This window comes from Streptomyces rapamycinicus NRRL 5491 (assembly GCF_024298965.1).
GTDB lineage: Bacteria > Actinomycetota > Actinomycetes > Streptomycetales > Streptomycetaceae > Streptomyces > Streptomyces rapamycinicus.
Window position 1 is genome coordinate 7,871,513 of sequence record NZ_CP085193.1, and the last position, 16,317, is coordinate 7,887,829.

Annotated in this window: 12 protein-coding genes; 7 read left to right on the plus strand and 5 right to left on the minus strand. The window is 72.0% G+C overall.

The window, feature by feature from the left end; translation table 11 throughout:
- The first annotated feature begins 103 nt into the window (after positions 1–103).
- The 3 genes from LIV37_RS32720 (at position 104) to LIV37_RS32730 (ending at position 4,860) form a co-directional block, all read left to right on the plus strand.
- Positions 104–949 (plus strand): DegV family protein, encoded by an 846-nt coding sequence (locus LIV37_RS32720; RefSeq protein WP_020871369.1) that lies wholly within the window; start codon positions 104–106, stop codon positions 947–949.
- A 342-nt stretch (positions 950–1,291) separates the two neighbouring features.
- Positions 1,292–2,272 (plus strand): ComEA family DNA-binding protein, encoded by a 981-nt coding sequence (locus LIV37_RS32725; RefSeq protein WP_020871370.1) that lies wholly within the window; start codon positions 1,292–1,294, stop codon positions 2,270–2,272.
- A complete protein-coding gene (locus LIV37_RS32730; protein ID WP_121824237.1) occupies positions 2,269–4,860 on the plus strand; it encodes a ComEC/Rec2 family competence protein in 2,592 nt (863 codons plus the stop codon). Before LIV37_RS32725 ends, LIV37_RS32730 begins: the two co-directional genes overlap by 4 nt.
- Before the next feature lie 87 nt (positions 4,861–4,947).
- Here the strand turns inward: LIV37_RS32730 and LIV37_RS32735 are convergent, their stop codons facing one another.
- From LIV37_RS32735 to LIV37_RS32745, 3 genes are all read right to left on the minus strand, one after another.
- Positions 4,948–5,730 carry a DUF899 family protein gene (locus LIV37_RS32735; RefSeq protein WP_020871372.1) on the minus strand — a complete coding sequence of 261 codons (783 nt, stop codon included), beginning with the start codon at positions 5,728–5,730 and terminating at the stop codon, positions 4,948–4,950.
- A gap of 111 nt (positions 5,731–5,841) precedes the next feature.
- A complete protein-coding gene (locus tag LIV37_RS32740; RefSeq protein WP_121824236.1) occupies positions 5,842–6,384 on the minus strand; it encodes an MOSC domain-containing protein in 543 nt (180 codons plus the stop codon).
- A gap of 55 nt (positions 6,385–6,439) precedes the next feature.
- On the minus strand, positions 6,440–6,727 hold the full coding sequence (locus tag LIV37_RS32745; protein ID WP_020871374.1) for a hypothetical protein: 288 nt from the start codon (positions 6,725–6,727) through the stop codon (positions 6,440–6,442).
- A gap of 44 nt (positions 6,728–6,771) precedes the next feature.
- On the opposite strand from LIV37_RS32745, the gene holA reads away from it, so the two are divergent.
- The gene (gene holA / locus LIV37_RS32750) at positions 6,772–7,761 is read left to right on the plus strand and encodes a DNA polymerase III subunit delta (protein WP_020871375.1); all 990 of its coding nucleotides are present in this window, start codon (positions 6,772–6,774) and stop codon (positions 7,759–7,761) included.
- Between the two features lie 297 nt (positions 7,762–8,058).
- On the opposite strand, the gene LIV37_RS32755 is transcribed toward holA, so the two are convergent.
- Entirely contained in the window at positions 8,059–8,820 is a 762-nt protein-coding gene (locus LIV37_RS32755) for a hypothetical protein (protein WP_121825136.1), read from the minus strand.
- Positions 8,821–9,273: 453 nt separating this feature from the next.
- Positions 9,274–9,540, minus strand: coding sequence for a 30S ribosomal protein S20 (gene rpsT / locus LIV37_RS32760; protein ID WP_020871377.1), 267 nt, complete (start codon positions 9,538–9,540; stop codon positions 9,274–9,276).
- 265 nt (positions 9,541–9,805) lie between these two features.
- Between rpsT and lepA the strand changes: the two genes are divergently transcribed.
- The 3 genes from lepA (at position 9,806) to LIV37_RS32775 (ending at position 16,164) form a co-directional block, all read left to right on the plus strand.
- Positions 9,806–11,683 carry a translation elongation factor 4 gene (gene lepA, locus LIV37_RS32765; protein WP_121824235.1) on the plus strand — a complete coding sequence of 626 codons (1,878 nt, stop codon included), beginning with the start codon at positions 9,806–9,808 and terminating at the stop codon, positions 11,681–11,683.
- A 282-nt stretch (positions 11,684–11,965) separates the two neighbouring features.
- Positions 11,966–13,855 (plus strand): AMP-dependent synthetase/ligase, encoded by a 1,890-nt coding sequence (locus LIV37_RS32770; RefSeq protein ID WP_121825135.1) that lies wholly within the window; start codon positions 11,966–11,968, stop codon positions 13,853–13,855.
- A 236-nt stretch (positions 13,856–14,091) separates the two neighbouring features.
- Entirely contained in the window at positions 14,092–16,164 is a 2,073-nt protein-coding gene (locus tag LIV37_RS32775; RefSeq protein ID WP_020871381.1) for an ATP-binding SpoIIE family protein phosphatase, read from the plus strand.
- The last annotated feature ends 153 nt before the right edge of the window (positions 16,165–16,317 follow it).

The following is a 16,317-nucleotide window of genomic DNA, read 5'->3' on the forward strand; positions in this document are numbered from 1 at the left end:
CAGGATCTGAGTCACGTCTGAACAGGGCATGATCGGCAAGGCAATTGATCATCCGGTGGGGTCGCGCTGTCGGCAGGCGCCATCCCCCGATAACCTCCCAGTCATGTCCCGCCATGTCGCGATCGTGACCGATTCCACGGCGTACTTGCCGCAGGATGCGATGGAGCGGCACCGCATCACCGCCGTGCCGCTGACGGTGGTGCTCGGCGACCGGGCCCTGGAGGAGGGCACCGAGATCTCGGCCCGGTCCCTCGCGCAGGCGCTGCAGAAGCGGAAGCCGGTGACGACGTCCCGGCCCAGTCCGGAGATGTTCGCGGCCGCCTATCGGGCCGCCGCCGAGGAGGGCGCGACGGGCATCGTCTCCCTGCATCTGTCGGCCGAGTTCTCCGGCACCTACGACGCGGCGGTGCTCGCGGCGCAGGACGCGCCCGTTCCGGTGCGGGTGGTGGACAGCGGAATGGTCGCGATGGCGCTCGGCTTCTGCGCGCTGGCGGCGGCCGAGACGGCGGAGGGCGGCGGCACGCTGGACGAGGCCGTGGCGGCGGCCGAGAAGCGGGCCGACGGCACGGCGGCCTACTTCTACGTCGACACCCTCGACTATCTGCGGCGCGGCGGCCGCATCGGCGCGGCCCAGGCCCTCCTCGGCTCGGCGCTCGCGGTCAAACCGCTGCTCCAGCTCGACGAGGGGCGGATCGAGCTGCGGGAGAAGGTCCGTACCGCCTCGAAGGCCATCGCCCGGCTCGAGGAGATCGTGGTGGAGCGGGCCGGCCGGAGCCCGGTGGACATCGCGGTGCAGCACCTGGCGGCGGGCGAACGGGCGGCGGCGCTCGCGGAGCGGCTGCGGGAGCGGGTGCCGGGGCTGGCGGAGCTGTATGTGAGCGAGGTGGGCGCGGTGATCGGGGCGCACACCGGGCCGGGGCTGCTGGGGGCGGTGGTCTCTCCGCGATAGCGGAGGGTGGGGGAGGCTCTTCACCCGGCGGGGTGACGGAGTTGTCCACAACGCGGGGGTTATCCCCGGAAATTGAGGCGGACCAGCGCGATCGGCGCCACGTGCCTACCGTCAGGTGGCATGAGTTCACGATCACGCACAGTAACCACGGGCCCGGGGCGGGGCCGCCATCGCGACGGCGGGGCGGGCCGACGCCCACGCCCGCCGTCCGGCACGGGTCCGGTCGGCGCCGGAAGCCGCCACCGCGGTGCCCACCGCCAGACGCACCCCGCCGCATCTTCACGCGCGAGCCGCGCGGCGGCGCTCTTCGCCACGGCCTCGTCGGCGCCTCGGGCGTCCCCGGTGGCGGTCGGGTCCATCGCTCTGGGCAGCCGGGACGGACCGAAGGGCGTCGCGGGGTCGGCCGCGGTGGCGGAGGAAGTACGGAACGAGGAGCCGCCCGGGGACGGACACGAGGACAGAAACGAGGGCGGACAGGAGGAGGGGCACAAGGACGGACAGGAGGACGGGCGCGAGGAGGGGCTTGAGAGCGCGTCCGAGAGCGCTCCGCTGCGCAGACGCGACCGGGCGGGGCTGGCCCTGCGCGAGCGGCTGCCGGTGTGGCTTCAGCTGCGCTGCGGCATGGAGCTGAAGACGGTAGCCGCCCTGGCGGTCGCCCTGCTCACCGCGGTGGCCTTCGCGGCCTACCACTTCTGGACCGGCCGTCCCCAGACCGTGCGCGCCCCGGACCCGGAGCCCCCGCACGCCGCACCCTCCGAACCCGGTCCGACGGCGGGCGGGCAGCTCACCTCGTCCGGTGGCGGCCGGAAGGTCGTGGTGGATGTGACGGGCAAGGTCCGCCGCCCCGGCCTGCGCAAGCTGCCGCCCGGGTCGAGGGTCGCCGACGCGCTGGAAGCGGCGGGCGGGGCACGGCCGGGCGCCGACCTGAGCGGACTGAATCGTGCCCGCCCGCTGGTGGACGGGGAACAGATCGTGGTCGGCACCCCCGCGGCCGGACCACCGGCGCCGGGCGCGGCGGCCGGTGGCTCGAACGCACCCAACGCTGCCAACGGGCCAAGCGCAGCCAACGGGCCCAACGCACCCGACGGGCCCAACGCACCCGACGCACCGGCCGGGCCGGGGGCACCCGGTGGCGTGATCAGCCTGAACTCCGCGACCGCCGAACAGCTCGACACCCTCCCGGGAGTCGGCCCCGTCCTGGCCCGGCACATCATCGACTACCGCACCCAGCACGGAGGTTTCCGCTCCATCGACGAACTCCGCGAGGTGAACGGCATCGGCGAGCGCCGGTTCGCCGACCTGCGCCCGCTGGTCCAGCCATGACGTCCGCGCAGCCCCCGCGCACCCGCGCCCCGGTCCATGCCGCGGCCGCGTCCCCACGCGGTGCGTCACACCCACGCCAGGAGGGCCCACCCGACCTCCGCCTGGTACCCCCGGCCCTGGCCGCCTGGGCAGCCGCGGCACTGGCCCTGGACGCATCACCCCCAGCGGTTGCCCTCGTCTGCGCGGCAGCCACCCTCGTAGCGGCGGCCCTGCTCTTCCGGACCCGCCGACGAGCCCCGACACCGGAAGGCCCCAACCTGCCGGGGCCCGGGCCGGGGCGGCAAGCCACTTCACCGCCACGCGCTGTCGCCTGGCGTGGGCGCCGTATGGCAGGAGCGATCGCCGCATTGCTGTTATGCGGGGCCACTGCGGGGGCGGTCGCCGGGCTGCACGGGGCGGACGTACATCGCGGCCCCGTCCCCGCACTCGCCCGGGGGTACGCGGAGACCACAGCCGAGGTGACGGTCACGGGGGACCCACGGCTCACTCGGCCACGGGTGCGGGGCGCGGCGCTCGCGCCCGCGTCCGTGGTCATAGAAGCAGAGGCCCACGAGGTCACCGGCCCCGATGGCACCACGACCACCACCCGTACGCCCGTCCTGCTCACGGTCCACCCCGGGTCCGGCAAGGAGCGGACGGCCTGGCTCGGGCTGCTGCCGTCCACACGTCTGCGGGTCCACGGCCGCTTGGCGCCACCGCTGCGCGACGGGGACCGCATCGCGGCCGTAGTGCGTGTGAGCGGTGGGCCACCGAGGGCCACGGGCCCGCCCAGCGCGGTCCAGCGGTTTGCCGGGCGGCTGCGCGCCGGGCTGCGCACCGCCGCCGACGGACTCTCCCCGGACGCGCGGGCGCTGCTCCCCGCGCTGGTCGTGGGGGACACCTCACGGGTGCCGCCCGAGCTGGACGAGGCGTTCCGGGCCACGGACATGCTGCACCTCATGGCCGTCTCCGGCAGCAACCTGACGCTGGTCCTCGCACTGCTCACGGGTCCGCCGCAGCTGGCCGGGCGGGCCGAGCGGCGCGGTCTCGCGGGCGCGCTCGGCATCCGGCTGCGCACCACCGCCCTCCTCGGCGGCGGGCTCACGCTCGCCTTCGTCATCGTCTGCAGACCCGAACCCAGTGTGCTGCGTGCCGCCGCCTGCGGGCTGATCACCCTGCTCGCCCTCGGCACCGGCCGCCGGCGCTCCCTGCTCCCGGCCCTGGCCGCCGCCGTCCTCGCGCTGGTGCTCTACGACCCCTGGCTGGCCCGGAGCTACGGCTTCCTGCTCTCCGTGCTGGCCACCGGCGCCCTGCTCACCATCGCACCGGGATGGAGCGCGGCCCTCCAGCGCCGTGGCGTACCGCCCCGGGTGGCCGAGGCGCTGGCGGCCGCCGGCGCGGCCCAGGCGGTCTGCGCACCGGTCGTCGTGGTGATGGCCGCGCGAGTGAGCCTGGTGGCGATCCCCTGCAACCTCATCGCCGAGGTGGCGGTGGCCCCCGCCACCACCCTCGGCTTCGCCGCGCTCGCGGCAGCCGCCGTCGCACCGCCGCTCGCCCAGTGGATCGCCTGGCTGGCGGGCTGGCCCGCCGAATGGATCGCCCGGGTGGCCCGGACCGGCGCGGCGCTGCCCGGAGCCGAGGCGGACTGGCCGGACGGCTGGGCCGGCGCGCTCCTGCTGGCCGCCGTCACCCTGGCCGTAGTCCTCGCGGGCCGCCGAGTGCTGCGCCACCGCCTGCTGTGCGCCGTATGCGCACTGCTGGTGCTGCTGGCCGTCGTACGCCCGGCCCCCCTGGCCCGGGTCATCACCGGCTGGCCACCGCCCGGTTGGCGGATGGTGGCGTGCGATGTCGGACAAGGTGACGCCCTGGTCCTGGCGGCGGGCCCGGGCACGGCCGTCGTCGTGGACACCGGCCCCGAGCCACGAGCCGTCGACCACTGCCTGCGCTCCCTGGGCGTCGTCCGGATCCCGCTCCTGATCCTGACCCACTTCCACGCGGATCATGTGGCCGGGCTGAGCGGTGCGTTACGCGGCCGCGCGGTCGGCGCGATCGAGACGACCGTCCTGGAAGAACCACCGGGCCAGGCCGAGTTCGTGCGCCGCAGGGCCCGGTCGGCGCACATCCCGGTCATCCCGGCGCAGCCAGGGGAACGACGACGCTTCGGCCCGCTGTCCTGGCAGGTCCTCTGGCCCCCGCCCCCACCCGGCCCGACCGCGACCGAGGGCCCGAACGACGCAAGCGTCACCCTCCTCGTCCGCACGGCGGGTCTGACCCTGCTCCTCCTGGGCGACCTCGAACCCCCCGCCCAGCAAGCCCTGCTGACGACGCACCCCGCCCTCCCCGAGATCGACGTTCTCAAGGTCGCCCACCATGGCTCGGCCTACCAGGACCCACAGCTGCTCCGGCGCCTCAGCCCCCGCCTGGCCCTGATCTCCTGCGGCGCCGACAACCCCTATGGCCATCCATCGCCCCGCACCATCGCCTCCCTGCGCGCCCAGGGCGCCGCCGTACTGCGAACCGACACCGACGGCCCCATCGCGGTCACGCACGACCGGGGCCTGCGCGCGGTCCTCGGAGGCCGTGGTGGGGGCACGCGACGGTCCGCCTGATGCACCCCGAAGCGGTTTCGGCCGCGAGTACGGGCGCCAGAGGTCCTCCCTTCGCCCCTGGCGCCTCACTCATGTCCGCGGCACGCGTCAGTGGTGGTGGCCGTGGCGGCCGAGGGTCTCCACGGGGGTCGCGCCGGGGCGGGTCCACTGCGGCACGGGGCGGCTGGTCGGGCCCCAGGTGGCGGTCCCGTCCGCGTCCGAGCGCCAGGACCAGCACGCGTCGCGCCCCTCGGGACGGCCCTCGGGGTTGTCCTCCCACGCCTCGCCGCGGCCGTAGGGAGTCATGTCGAGCAGGCCGAGGGACCCGTTGACCCGCTCATTGCCGCGGCCCGTCGTGGAGTAGGTGAGGAACACGCGGTCGCCGTCGCGCAAGTAGCAGGTGAGATAACCCATGCTGCCGCCGGCCGGCCCGTCCACGTCGCGCACCGAGTACCAGGGCTGGGCGTAGCCCATGAACTCGACGTAGGAGGCCACCTCGTCCCAGCGGCCCGTGGTCAGGACGGCGAACGAGACTCCGCGCGCGTTGAGGTAGTCCGCTTCCTTCAGATGCCAGGCCGTGGTGGTGCAGCCCTCGCACTGCCCCTGGTGCGGTGCGCCGTCATACCACATGTGCTTGTAGACCACGAGCTCGTCGCGGCCCTGGAACAGGTCCAGGAACGGGACCGGGCCGTCGGGCCCGACGACCTCGACCGTCCCGTCGAACTCCACCATCGGCAGCCGGCGGCGGGCCGCGGCGATGGCGTCGCCCTCGCGGGTGTGGGCCTTCTCGCGGACCAGCAACTCGTCACGGGCGGCCTGCCAGGTGGCCAGGCCGACCACGGGCGGCCGGCCGGGCAGCGAGGTGGTCGGGTCGTCCGGTGTGGCCGTCATGGTGTCCTCCGTGGTGTCTCGTACCGGGCAGCGTCGTACGGCGTTCTACGACGGTCACCAGAAGAGACTCCCGGCCCGGCCGGAACTCATCGCGACAGGGATGCCCCGCCCTCAGACGCGGTCCAGGGGGCGGTGGGGTCCGGCGGGGAGCTCGGCTTGGATCAGGTCGCCCGGACGGACCGTACCGCCCTCCCGCACGATGCTCATGACTCCGGCCTTGCGGATGATGTTTCCGGCCTCGTCGCGGCCGACGACCTGCTTCAGGAGGCCGTTCTGGAAGTGGTCGATCTGCAGGCAGGGGTTGCGGAGGCCGGTGACCTCAAGCACCGCCTCGCCGCCGATGCGCAGCAGGGTGCCGACGGGGAGGGCGAGCAGGTCGACGCCGCGAGTGGTGATGTTCTCGCCCAGGTCGCCGGGCAGCACCTTGAAGCCCTCCGTACCGACCTCCGCGAAGAGTTCCTCGTGGATGAGGTGGACCTGGCGCAGGTTCGGCTGGGTGGGGTCCTGGGCGACGCGGGAGCGGTGTTTGACCGTCACACCGGCGTGGACGTCGTCCTCGACGCCGAGGCCGGTGAGCAGGGTGATGCTGTCCCGGTTCGGCTTGGTGAACGAGTACTCGCCGTTGCTGCTGACTGCCGTCACAGTTCCGTTCATCCTCGGAGTCCCCCTCTTCCGTGACCACGATTGGTTGCGGCACCAGTCTCGGACGCTATTCGGTCTCCAGCCAGCCGTCGTACTCGTCCGCGAGCGCGTCCAGCGCCGTCGGGTCCAGTCCGCCGGCCGGGTCCTCGATCACCACCAGCCACTGGGCGTCCTCGGCGTCGTCCTCGCCCGCCAGGGCTTCCCGCACCAACTGGGGCTCCTGGGTGATGCCGAAGCGCTCGGGGAGGGCCTCGGCCACCTCCTCCGCCGCGTCGCGGTCGGGGAGCACCAGGATGTGCCGGGCGTGCCGTGCGCCGGTCGGTCCTTCATCGATCACCGGAACATTGTCGGACATCCGGACGGCGGGGCTGTCGGTGGTCCGTGGGATGCTGGACCGCGATGGCCAGGAAGACGACGACCGACGATCCACTCGCCCCGGTGACCCTCGCCGTGGGCCAGGAGGAGCTGCTGCTCGACCGCGCCGTGCAGCAGGTGGTGGCGGCCGCCCGCGCGGCCGACCCCGACACCGATGTGCGCGACCTCATGCCCGACGCGCTCCAGCCCGGCACCCTTGCCGAGCTGACCAGCCCCTCGCTCTTCGCGGAGCGCAAGGTCGTGGTGGTGCGCAACGCACAGGATCTGTCGGCCGACACGATCAAGGACGTGAAGGGTTACCTCGGCACCCCCGCCGAGGAGATCACCCTGGTGCTGCTGCACGCGGGCGGGGCCAAGGGCAAGGGGCTGCTCGACGCCGCCCGTAAGGCCGGGGCGCGCGAGGTCGCCTGTCCGAAGATGACCAAGCCCGCCGACCGGCTGGCGTTCGTACGGTCGGAGTTCCGCGCCACCGGCCGGTCCGCCACCCCCGAGGCATGCCAGGCTCTCGTCGACGCCATCGGAAGCGATCTGCGCGAGCTGGCCAGCGCGGTCTCCCAGCTCGTGGCCGATGTCGAGGGCACGATCGACGAGGCCGTCGTCGCCCGCTACTACACCGGCCGTGCCGAGGCGTCCAGCTTCACCGTCGCCGACCGCGCCGTCGAGGGCCGCGCGGCCGAGGCGCTGGAGGCCCTGCGCTGGGCCGTCTCCACCGGGGTGCCGCCGGTGCTGATCACCAGCGCCCTCGCTCAGGGCGTCCGCTCCATCGGCAAGCTGGCCTCCGCGCCGCGCGGCGCCCGCCCCGGCGACCTCGCCCGTGAGCTGGGCATGCCGCCGTGGAAGATCGACCGGGTCCGGCAGCAGATGCGCGGCTGGTCGGCGGACGGCGTGGCGATCGCGCTGCGCGCCGTCGCGGAGGCCGACGCGGGGGTCAAGGGCGGCGGGGACGATCCGGAGTACGCCCTGGAGAAGGCCGTCGTCACGATCGCCCGAGCCGCCCGGGCGGGCCGCCGCTAGCCGCCGGCCCGGGGCCGGGGGAGGAGACGCGCTTCGTTCCCGGCACCTTTCGTTCCCCACCCCGCCCCTCCCCGAACCAAGGCTCCGCCCCGGACCCCTGGGGCTGCGCCCCCGCCCCCGGCTTGGGGCTGCGCCCCGGGCCCGGGCTTGGGGCTGCGCCCCGGGCCCCGCTCGGGTTCCGCCCCCGTCCTCACTTGGGCTGCGTCCCCCTGGGACGGGAACGCGGAGCTCGGCCACGGGCGTTGGCCGGGGGCGGTGAGTTGTGTGCTCTGATCGGTGGGTGGCTCCCGTACCGCTTTACCCCTTCATCTTCGCCAGTGTCGCCTTCGCGCTCTTCCTGAGCATCTCGGTGGCCTCCTCAGGCGTCTTGGCCGAGGCGCTGGACGAGGTTGACACATACTCCGACCAGGTCGACTGATAGGTCATCCAGCCGTCCCGCACAGCGAGGATCACATAGGCGCCGGTGTTGGAGGTGCTGCTCTTGCTCTCCTGCCTCACCACGTACGCCTCTTCGCCCAGCCCCTTGACCGGGCTCACCTCATAGCTGTAGGTGGACGTCTTCTGGTCCTCGTACGCCCGGTACTGGGCCTCGAACTCGGGGCCGGGGTCGGTCTTCTTGTGCAGCGACGCCGTTGTGTACAGCCACACCGAGGAGTAGTCGCTGCTGCTCGCGCTGCTCGGCTCGAAGTCGATGTTGCAGGTCATCGAGTCCAGCGCGGGGTTCTCCGAACTGCTGTGCTGGGGGTTGGACGACGAGCCGCTCTCGTCCTTCTGCTCGTACCCGGAGTCCTCGAACGCCTGGGAGTCCGTCGAGCCGCACAGGTTGGTCGTATAGCGGTAGCCCGCGAGATCGGCCTCCGCCTCGTTCCCGTCGAAGCCTCCGGTGGCGAACAGCACCCCGGCCCAGACCGCCGAGGCGACGACGGCCCCGCCGAGCCCCCACAGCCAGCCCTTGCCGCCGCTCCCGCCCCCGGCCCCGGGGCCCATGGGAGGCACCCCGGGAGGCGTGCCCGGTGCGCCCATCGGGCCGTAGCCGCCGCCCAGGGGGACGGAAGGCATCGTCGGCTGGGCGTACGGATTGTGCTGGGGCGGCTGGGGCGGGGGCGGCACCTGTCCGTACGGACCGGGCGGCGCGCTCTGCGGCGGGCTTTGTCCCGGCCCCTGCGGCGCGCTCTGCGCCGGGCTCTGCTGAGGCGGCTGAGGCGGTTGGGGCGGCTGCGGCGGCCCGTACGGATTGGGTGTTTCCCCCGGTGTCGACATGACGTGAACATACCCGAATCAAGCGCGAAAGCCCCGCGCTGTCCTGGGGAAAGGACAGGCGCGGGGCCTTCGTATCGATCAAGTGCGCCGCACCCGCGTGGCGAACGCAGGCCGCGTGCGGCGCGGTACCGCTGAAGGGGCTGAAGAGGCTCTCGGCTGCCGGTCGGAGCGGGTGAGAGGGACCGCTGTGTCCGAACCGGCCGGAGACCAGCCCCGGAAGGCGTCAGCCTTCGAGGTCAGCCCCGGAAGGCGTCAGCCCTGGATGCTGGAGACCTGCTGGGCGAGCGCCGACTTCTTGTTGGCGGCGTTGTTCTTGTGCAGAACGCCCTTGCTGACGGCCTTGTCGAGCTTGCGCCCGGCGATGCGGATGGCCGCGGCGGCCTTCTCGGCGTCACCGGCGGCCACGGCCTCGCGGGTGCGGCGGATGGCGGTCTTCAGCTCGGACTTGACCGCCTTGTTGCGCAGGCGCGCCTTCTCGTTCGTCTTGTTCCGCTTGATCTGGGACTTGATGTTCGCCACGTAAAAGCCTTCGCAGGTTCGTTGGGTTTCACTTGCTTCATGGTGCGTCCGCGCCCATCGAGACGTCCGTGAAGACGTCCATGGCGCCCCTCACGAAGATGTCCTCGGAGATCTCCGTGAAAGAGGGGGCACGAGACACAGTCGGCCAGGTTACCAGCAGGGTCCATGGCGTCCCAAACCCGGAAGAGGTCGCCATTCATGGGACCATGGACGGGACTGACCCAATACCGATAACACCGAGTCCCGCCTAGACACAGGACCCTGCGTGCCCGCGACCCCTACCAATGTGCCGGAGCCGAGCCGTACCGACCCGGCTCTGATCCGTAACTTCTGCATCATCGCGCACATCGACCACGGCAAGTCGACGCTCGCCGACCGCATGCTCCAGCTGACCGGGGTGGTCGAGCAGCGGCAGATGCGCGCGCAGTATCTCGACCGCATGGACATCGAGCGCGAGCGCGGCATCACGATCAAGTCCCAGGCGGTCCGGCTGCCCTGGGCGCCGACGAAGGACGAGGGCGGCGAGTCCGCCACCCACATCCTCAACATGATCGACACCCCCGGCCATGTGGACTTCACCTATGAGGTCTCGCGTTCCCTCGCCGCGTGCGAGGGCTGCATCCTGCTGGTCGACGCGGCCCAGGGCATCGAGGCCCAGACCCTCGCCAACCTCTATCTGGCGATGGAGCACGAACTCACGATCATTCCGGTCCTCAACAAGATCGACCTGCCGGCCGCCCAGCCCGAGAAGTACGCCGCCGAGCTGGCCCACCTCATCGGCTGCGACCCCTCCGACGTGCTGAAGGTCTCCGCCAAGACCGGCGAGGGCGTGGCCGAGCTGCTGGACCGGGTCGTCAAGCTGGTGCCCGCCCCGGTGGGCGTCCACGACGCCCCCGCCCGCGCGATGATCTTCGACTCCGTCTATGACGCCTACCGGGGCGTCGTGACCTATGTGAAGGTCGTCGACGGCACGCTCAGCAAGCGCGAGCGGATCAGGATGATGTCCACCGGCGCCGCCCATGAGCTGCTGGAGATCGGCACCAACTCGCCGGAGATGACCCCCGCCGACGGGCTGTCCGTCGGCGAGGTGGGCTATCTGATCACCGGTGTGAAGGATGTCCGCCAGTCCAAGGTGGGTGACACGATCACCCAGGTCAGCGGCGGTGCGCAGGAGCCGCTGGGCGGCTACAAGGACCCCAAGCCGATGGTGTTCTCGGGGCTGTATCCGCTGGACGGCTCGGACTACCCCGAGCTGCGCGAGGCCCTGGACAAGCTGCAGCTCAACGACGCCGCGCTGGTCTACGAGCCGGAGACCTCGGCCGCCCTCGGCTTCGGCTTCCGCGTCGGCTTCCTCGGGCTGCTGCACCTGGAGGTCATCCGTGAGCGCCTGGAGCGCGAATTCAATCTCGACCTGATCGCCACCGCGCCCAATGTGGTCTATCGGGTGGAGATGGAGGACGGCACCGAGCACACGGTGACCAACCCCAGCGAGTTCCCGGTGGGCAAGATCGATACGGTGCATGAGCCGGTCGTCCGGGGCACCATCCTCGCCCCGAGCGAGTTCATCGGCGCGATCATGGAGCTGTGCCAGAACCGCCGCGGCGTGCTGCTCGGCATGGACTACCTCTCCGAGGACCGGGTCGAGATCCGCTACACCCTGCCGCTCGCCGAGGTCGTCTTCGACTTCTTCGACCAGCTGAAGTCCAAGACCCGCGGCTATGCCTCGCTCGACTACGAGCCCACCGGTGAGCAGACCTCCGAGCTGGTCAAGGTCGACATCCTGCTGCACGGCGACAAGGTGGACGCGTTCTCCGCGATCACCCACAAGGACAAGGCGTACGCGTACGGCGTCCGGCTGGTCGCCAAGTTGCGCGAGCTCATCCCGCGGCAGAACTTCGAGGTGCCCATCCAGGCGGCCATCGGCTCCCGGGTGATCGCCCGGGAGACGGTCCGTGCCATCCGTAAGGACGTCCTCGCCAAGTGCTACGGCGGTGACATCTCCCGTAAGCGGAAGCTGCTGGAGAAGCAGAAGGAAGGCAAGAAGCGGATGAAGATGGTCGGCAATGTGGAGGTGCCCCAGGAGGCCTTCATCGCGGTGCTGTCCTCCGACTCCGACGGCAAGGACTCCAAGGCGAAGAAGTAGACCGGGATGAAGAAGCGGACCGGGACGAAGAAGTAGATCAAGGCGAAGAAGTCGACATCGCCCACCGGTGCGGGAGAAACCGCCCACCGTGGACAGTGTGGTCAGCGGGCCTGGCGTGATGGATGCGCCGGGCTCGCCGCCTTCCGGGGCTGCTCTTGGGCATCTCGTGAGAACAACGTGACCCAGCCCCCTTACGCCGTAAGGATTCGGCCCCTACCCTGATCACCTACTCGAAGGTTACTCGCGAGTCACCAAGCAATGATGCGGGCCCCGGAGGATGCCGTGACCGACACCCAGAACTTGCTCGAGAACCGGCCGCCGTCCTTGGCGACGCACTTCCTCCAGCGCGTCGAGGCGACACCGGACAAGGAGGCGTACCGCTATCCGGTGCCTCCTGCCTCGGGCACGGGCCCCGATGAGTGGCGGCCGCTGACCTGGCGGGAAAGCGCGGATCGGGTCTTCGCCATCGCCGCCGGGCTGATCGATCTGGGCATCCGCCCCGAGGAGCGGGTGGCGCTGGCCTCCTCGACCCGCGTGGAGTGGATCCTGGCCGACCTCGGCGTGCTGTGCGCGGGCGCGGCCACCACCACGGTCTACCCGACCACCAACGCCGACGAGACCTCCTTCATCCTCTCCGACTCCGGCAGCCGGGTGCTGATCGCCGAGGACGCGGCGCAGCTCGCCAAGGTGCGGGCGCAGCGCGAGGAACTCCCCGAGCTGGCCCATGTGGTGGTGATCCAGGCCGACGACGCGGTCCCCGCCGCGGACGACCCCGAGGGCTGGGTGCTCTCGCTCACCGAGCTGGAGAAGCGGGGCGCGGCCCTGCTGGAACGGCAGCCGGACGCGGTACGGGAGCGGATGGACGCCCTGCGCAGCGATCAGCTGGCGACGCTCATCTACACCTCCGGTACCACCGGGCGCCCCAAGGGCGTACGCCTGGCGCATGACTCCTGGTCCTACATGGCCATCGTGATCGGCAATCAGGACGGGCTGCTCTTCCCCGACGATGTGCAGTACCTGTGGCTGCCGCTCGCGCATGTCTTCGGCAAGGTACTGACGGCGGGACAGATCTACGTCGGCCACACCACGGCGGTGGACGGCCGGGTCGACAAGATCATCGACAATCTGCCGGTGGTCCGGCCGACCTATATGTGCGCCGTGCCGCGGATCTTCGAGAAGGTCTACAACGGGGTGGCCCAGCGGGCGCGCGAGGGCGGCGCGGCCCAGTACAAGATCTTCCAGTGGGCGGCCGAGGTCGCCCGGGACTACGCCAGGGTCTCTCAGGACAACTTCCGCCGCACCGGCACCGCCTCCGTGCCCTTCGGCCTCCGGGCCCAGCACGCGGTGGCCGACAAACTGGTCTACGGCAAGCTGCGCGAGGCGTTCGGCGGCCGGCTGCGGGCGGCGGTGTCCGGCTCCGCCGCGCTCGCGCCCGACATCGGCTACTTCTTCGCGGGCGCCGGGATCAACATCCTGGAGGGCTACGGCCTGACCGAGTCCAGCGCCGCCAGCTTCCTCAACCCGGCGGACTACCGCACCGGTACGGTCGGCAAGGCGTTCCCGGGCCTGGAGGTGCGGTTCGCCGAGGACGGCGAGGTGCTGCTGCGCGGCCCCGGCATCATGCAGGGCTACCACGGGCTGCCGGAGCTGACCTCGCAGGTGCTGGAGTCCGACGGCTGGTTCCACACCGGGGACATCGGTGAGCTGTCCCCCGACGGCTATCTGCGGATCACCGACCGCAAGAAGGACCTGATCAAGACCTCGGGCGGCAAGTACGTGGCCCCGGCGGAGGTCGAGGGCCAGTTCAAGGCGGTGTGCCCGTTCGTCTCCAACATCCTGGTGCACGGCGCCGACCGCAATTACTGCACCGCGCTGATCGCCCTCGACGAGCCCACGATCATGAAGTGGGCGGGCGACCACGGCCTCGGCGGCAAGACCTATGCGGAGGTCGTGGACACCGATGAGGTGCGGGAGCTGATCGGCGGCCATGTGCAGCGGCTCAACGACGGACTGCAGCGCTGGCAGACGATCAAGAAGTTCCGGCTGCTGCCCCGCGATCTGGACGTGGAGCACGGGGAGTTGACGCCCAGCCTGAAGCTCAAGCGCCCGGTCGTCGAGCGTGAGTACAAGGATCTGATCGAGGACATGTACGCGGGCGCGCGGGAGGTTTAACGGGCAAGCATACGACCCCGCACCGGATTTCAGGTTGACCGGCCCGCCGGACACATGAATTTTCCCCTTATCGCGGTTCACTTGCGTAACCCGGTGCATATGAGGGCGGTCCGTCTGTCACTCTGTCCGTGCCGGATACGGTTACGGATACGGCGTTATGACGGAGCTTCTTCAGGAGCCGCACAGTGGGGACGTCATCTTCTGCCACTTCTGGTGGGTCGGTTGAGGGCGGTGGGGTGGTTCTACCGGCCGGGGGTGGGGTCGGCCCCGTCCGTACCAGCGCATCGGCACGCGTCAACCTGCCCTGCAGTCCGCTCGCGGCCTCGGCCGCGCGCCGGTTCGTCCGTGCCGCCCTCGCCGACTGGGCCGCGCTCGAGGTCCCGGCCGCCGACCGGGTCACCGACCGGGTGGCGGACGAGGCCGTACTGCTGGTGAGCGAGCTGGTCACCAACGCGGTGGTGCACGCCGGCACCGCCGTCGAGGTGAGCTGTGCGCTGGATGTGTCGGACCGCGAGGGCGAGCCGCCGTCCCTGGTGGTGGAGGTGACCGATCACCATCCCACCCGGGTCGTGCGCGGCGATCCGCCGTCCGCGGACGAGCCGCCGGAGTACGCCGGGGGCCACGGGCTGCGGCTGGTGGCCGAGATCGCCGAATCCTGGGGGACGACCTACCGGCGGGCGACCAAGTCGGTGTGGTTCCAGATGGCGGTGGCGCCCACGGGCCCGGCCGCCGCGGGCGGCATGGGCTCGGGCTTCATGGACGCCGCGGCCGCCGTGGACGTCGGGGATGCCGTGGACGCGGCGAACGCGAACGCGGCCGGGCCGGACGGCGGCTTCGGGACGGGCGTCGTCCCCGGAGGCCTGGAATCCGCTCCTGAGGGCCTGGGGACCGTCGGTGAAGACCGTAAGGCGGCCGTCGAGGCCGTCGAGATCGTCGCGCCCGCGCAGGGCCTCGTCCCGGTCGGCCGCGACCCCGAGTGGACCCAGCGCGGCGCGCTCTCCTTCCTCGCTGAGGCCTCCGATCTGCTGGCCGGGCAGTTCGACGAGGACATGGTCACCTCGCTCGCCGGACAGCTGCTGGTGCCCCGGCTCGCCGACTGGTGCGCGATCTGGCTCGACTCCACCAGCGGTCCGCCGCGTCTCGCCCGGGTCTGGCACGCCAGCGAGGGGCGCATCGAGGGCCTGCGGCAGGTGCTGGAGAAGGAGCCGCCCCATGTGCCCACCGCCGTCCGCGGCAGCGCCGTGGAGTGGCCCTGGCCCGCCGACCCCGCCGCGTACGGGCCCGGTGGCGCGGCCCTCGCATGCCGGCTGGTGGCGGGCGGCCGCGCGCTCGGCACACTGCTGCTGGGGCGGGCCGGGCTGGTGCGGATGCCGGCCGAAGTGGTCGGCCTGATCGAGGACTTCGCCCGCCGCGTCGCCCTGGCGCTCGCCTCCGCCCGCCGCTACACCCGCCAGGCGACCATCAGCCGGGTGCTCCAGCGCGGGCTGCTGCCGTCCGTGATCCCGCGGATCCCCGGGGTCGAGTCGGCGGTGGTGTACGAGCCGACCGGCGAGATCTCCGCCGGGGGCGACTTCTACGACGTCTTCCCGGCCGGTGACGGCCGCTGGTGCTTCGTCCTGGGCGACGTCTGCGGGAACGGCCCGGAGGCGGCCGTGGTGACCGGCCTCGTACGGCCCTGGCTGCGGCTGCTCGCCCGCGAGGGGTACGGCGTGGGAGAGGTCCTGGACCGGCTCAACCAGCTGCTCGGCGAGGAGGCGGTGGAGCAGGCCGTCGAGGGCGCCGCGGAGGCCGTGGTGGCCGGTGTGGAGGCCGTGGGAGGCCCCGCCGGGGTCGTGGAGCTGGTGGACGGCGGCCTGGTCGGAGGCGCGGGGATGCCGACGGGCGGCGGCGTCGCGCGGTTCCTGTCGCTGCTGTACGGGGAGCTGGAGCCGCTGGGCGACGGCCTGGGCGTGCGCTGCACGCTGGCCAGCGCGGGGCATCCGCTGCCGCTGGTGCTGCGGCCCGACGGTGAGGTGCGGACGGTCGCGGCGCCGCAGATATTGCTGGGCGTCGTGGACGATGTGTCGTACGAGAGTGAATCGTTCGATCTGACGCCCGGGGAAACGCTGCTCTGTGTGACGGACGGGGTGACGGAGCATCGATCGGGCGACCGGCAGTTCGACGACGAGGACGGTCTGGCGGCGGCGTTCGCGCTGTGCGGGGGGCTGAGCGCGCGGCAGGTCGCGGAGCGGGTGCGCCGGGCGGTGGACGAGTTCGCGGCGGAGCCGCCGGACGACGACCTGGCGATGCTGGTCCTGAAGGTGCTCTAGGAGTGTCCGGCGGGTCGTGACGCCTGCGGCGGGCCACGCGGCGGAGCCGCATATCGATGCCTTCCCTTCCCCGCCCCTTCCCACAACTGGGGCTGCGCCCCAGCCCCCGGCCGCGTCGCAGGCGGCGTTGGTCGGGGCCCTGGCCGGTGAGCT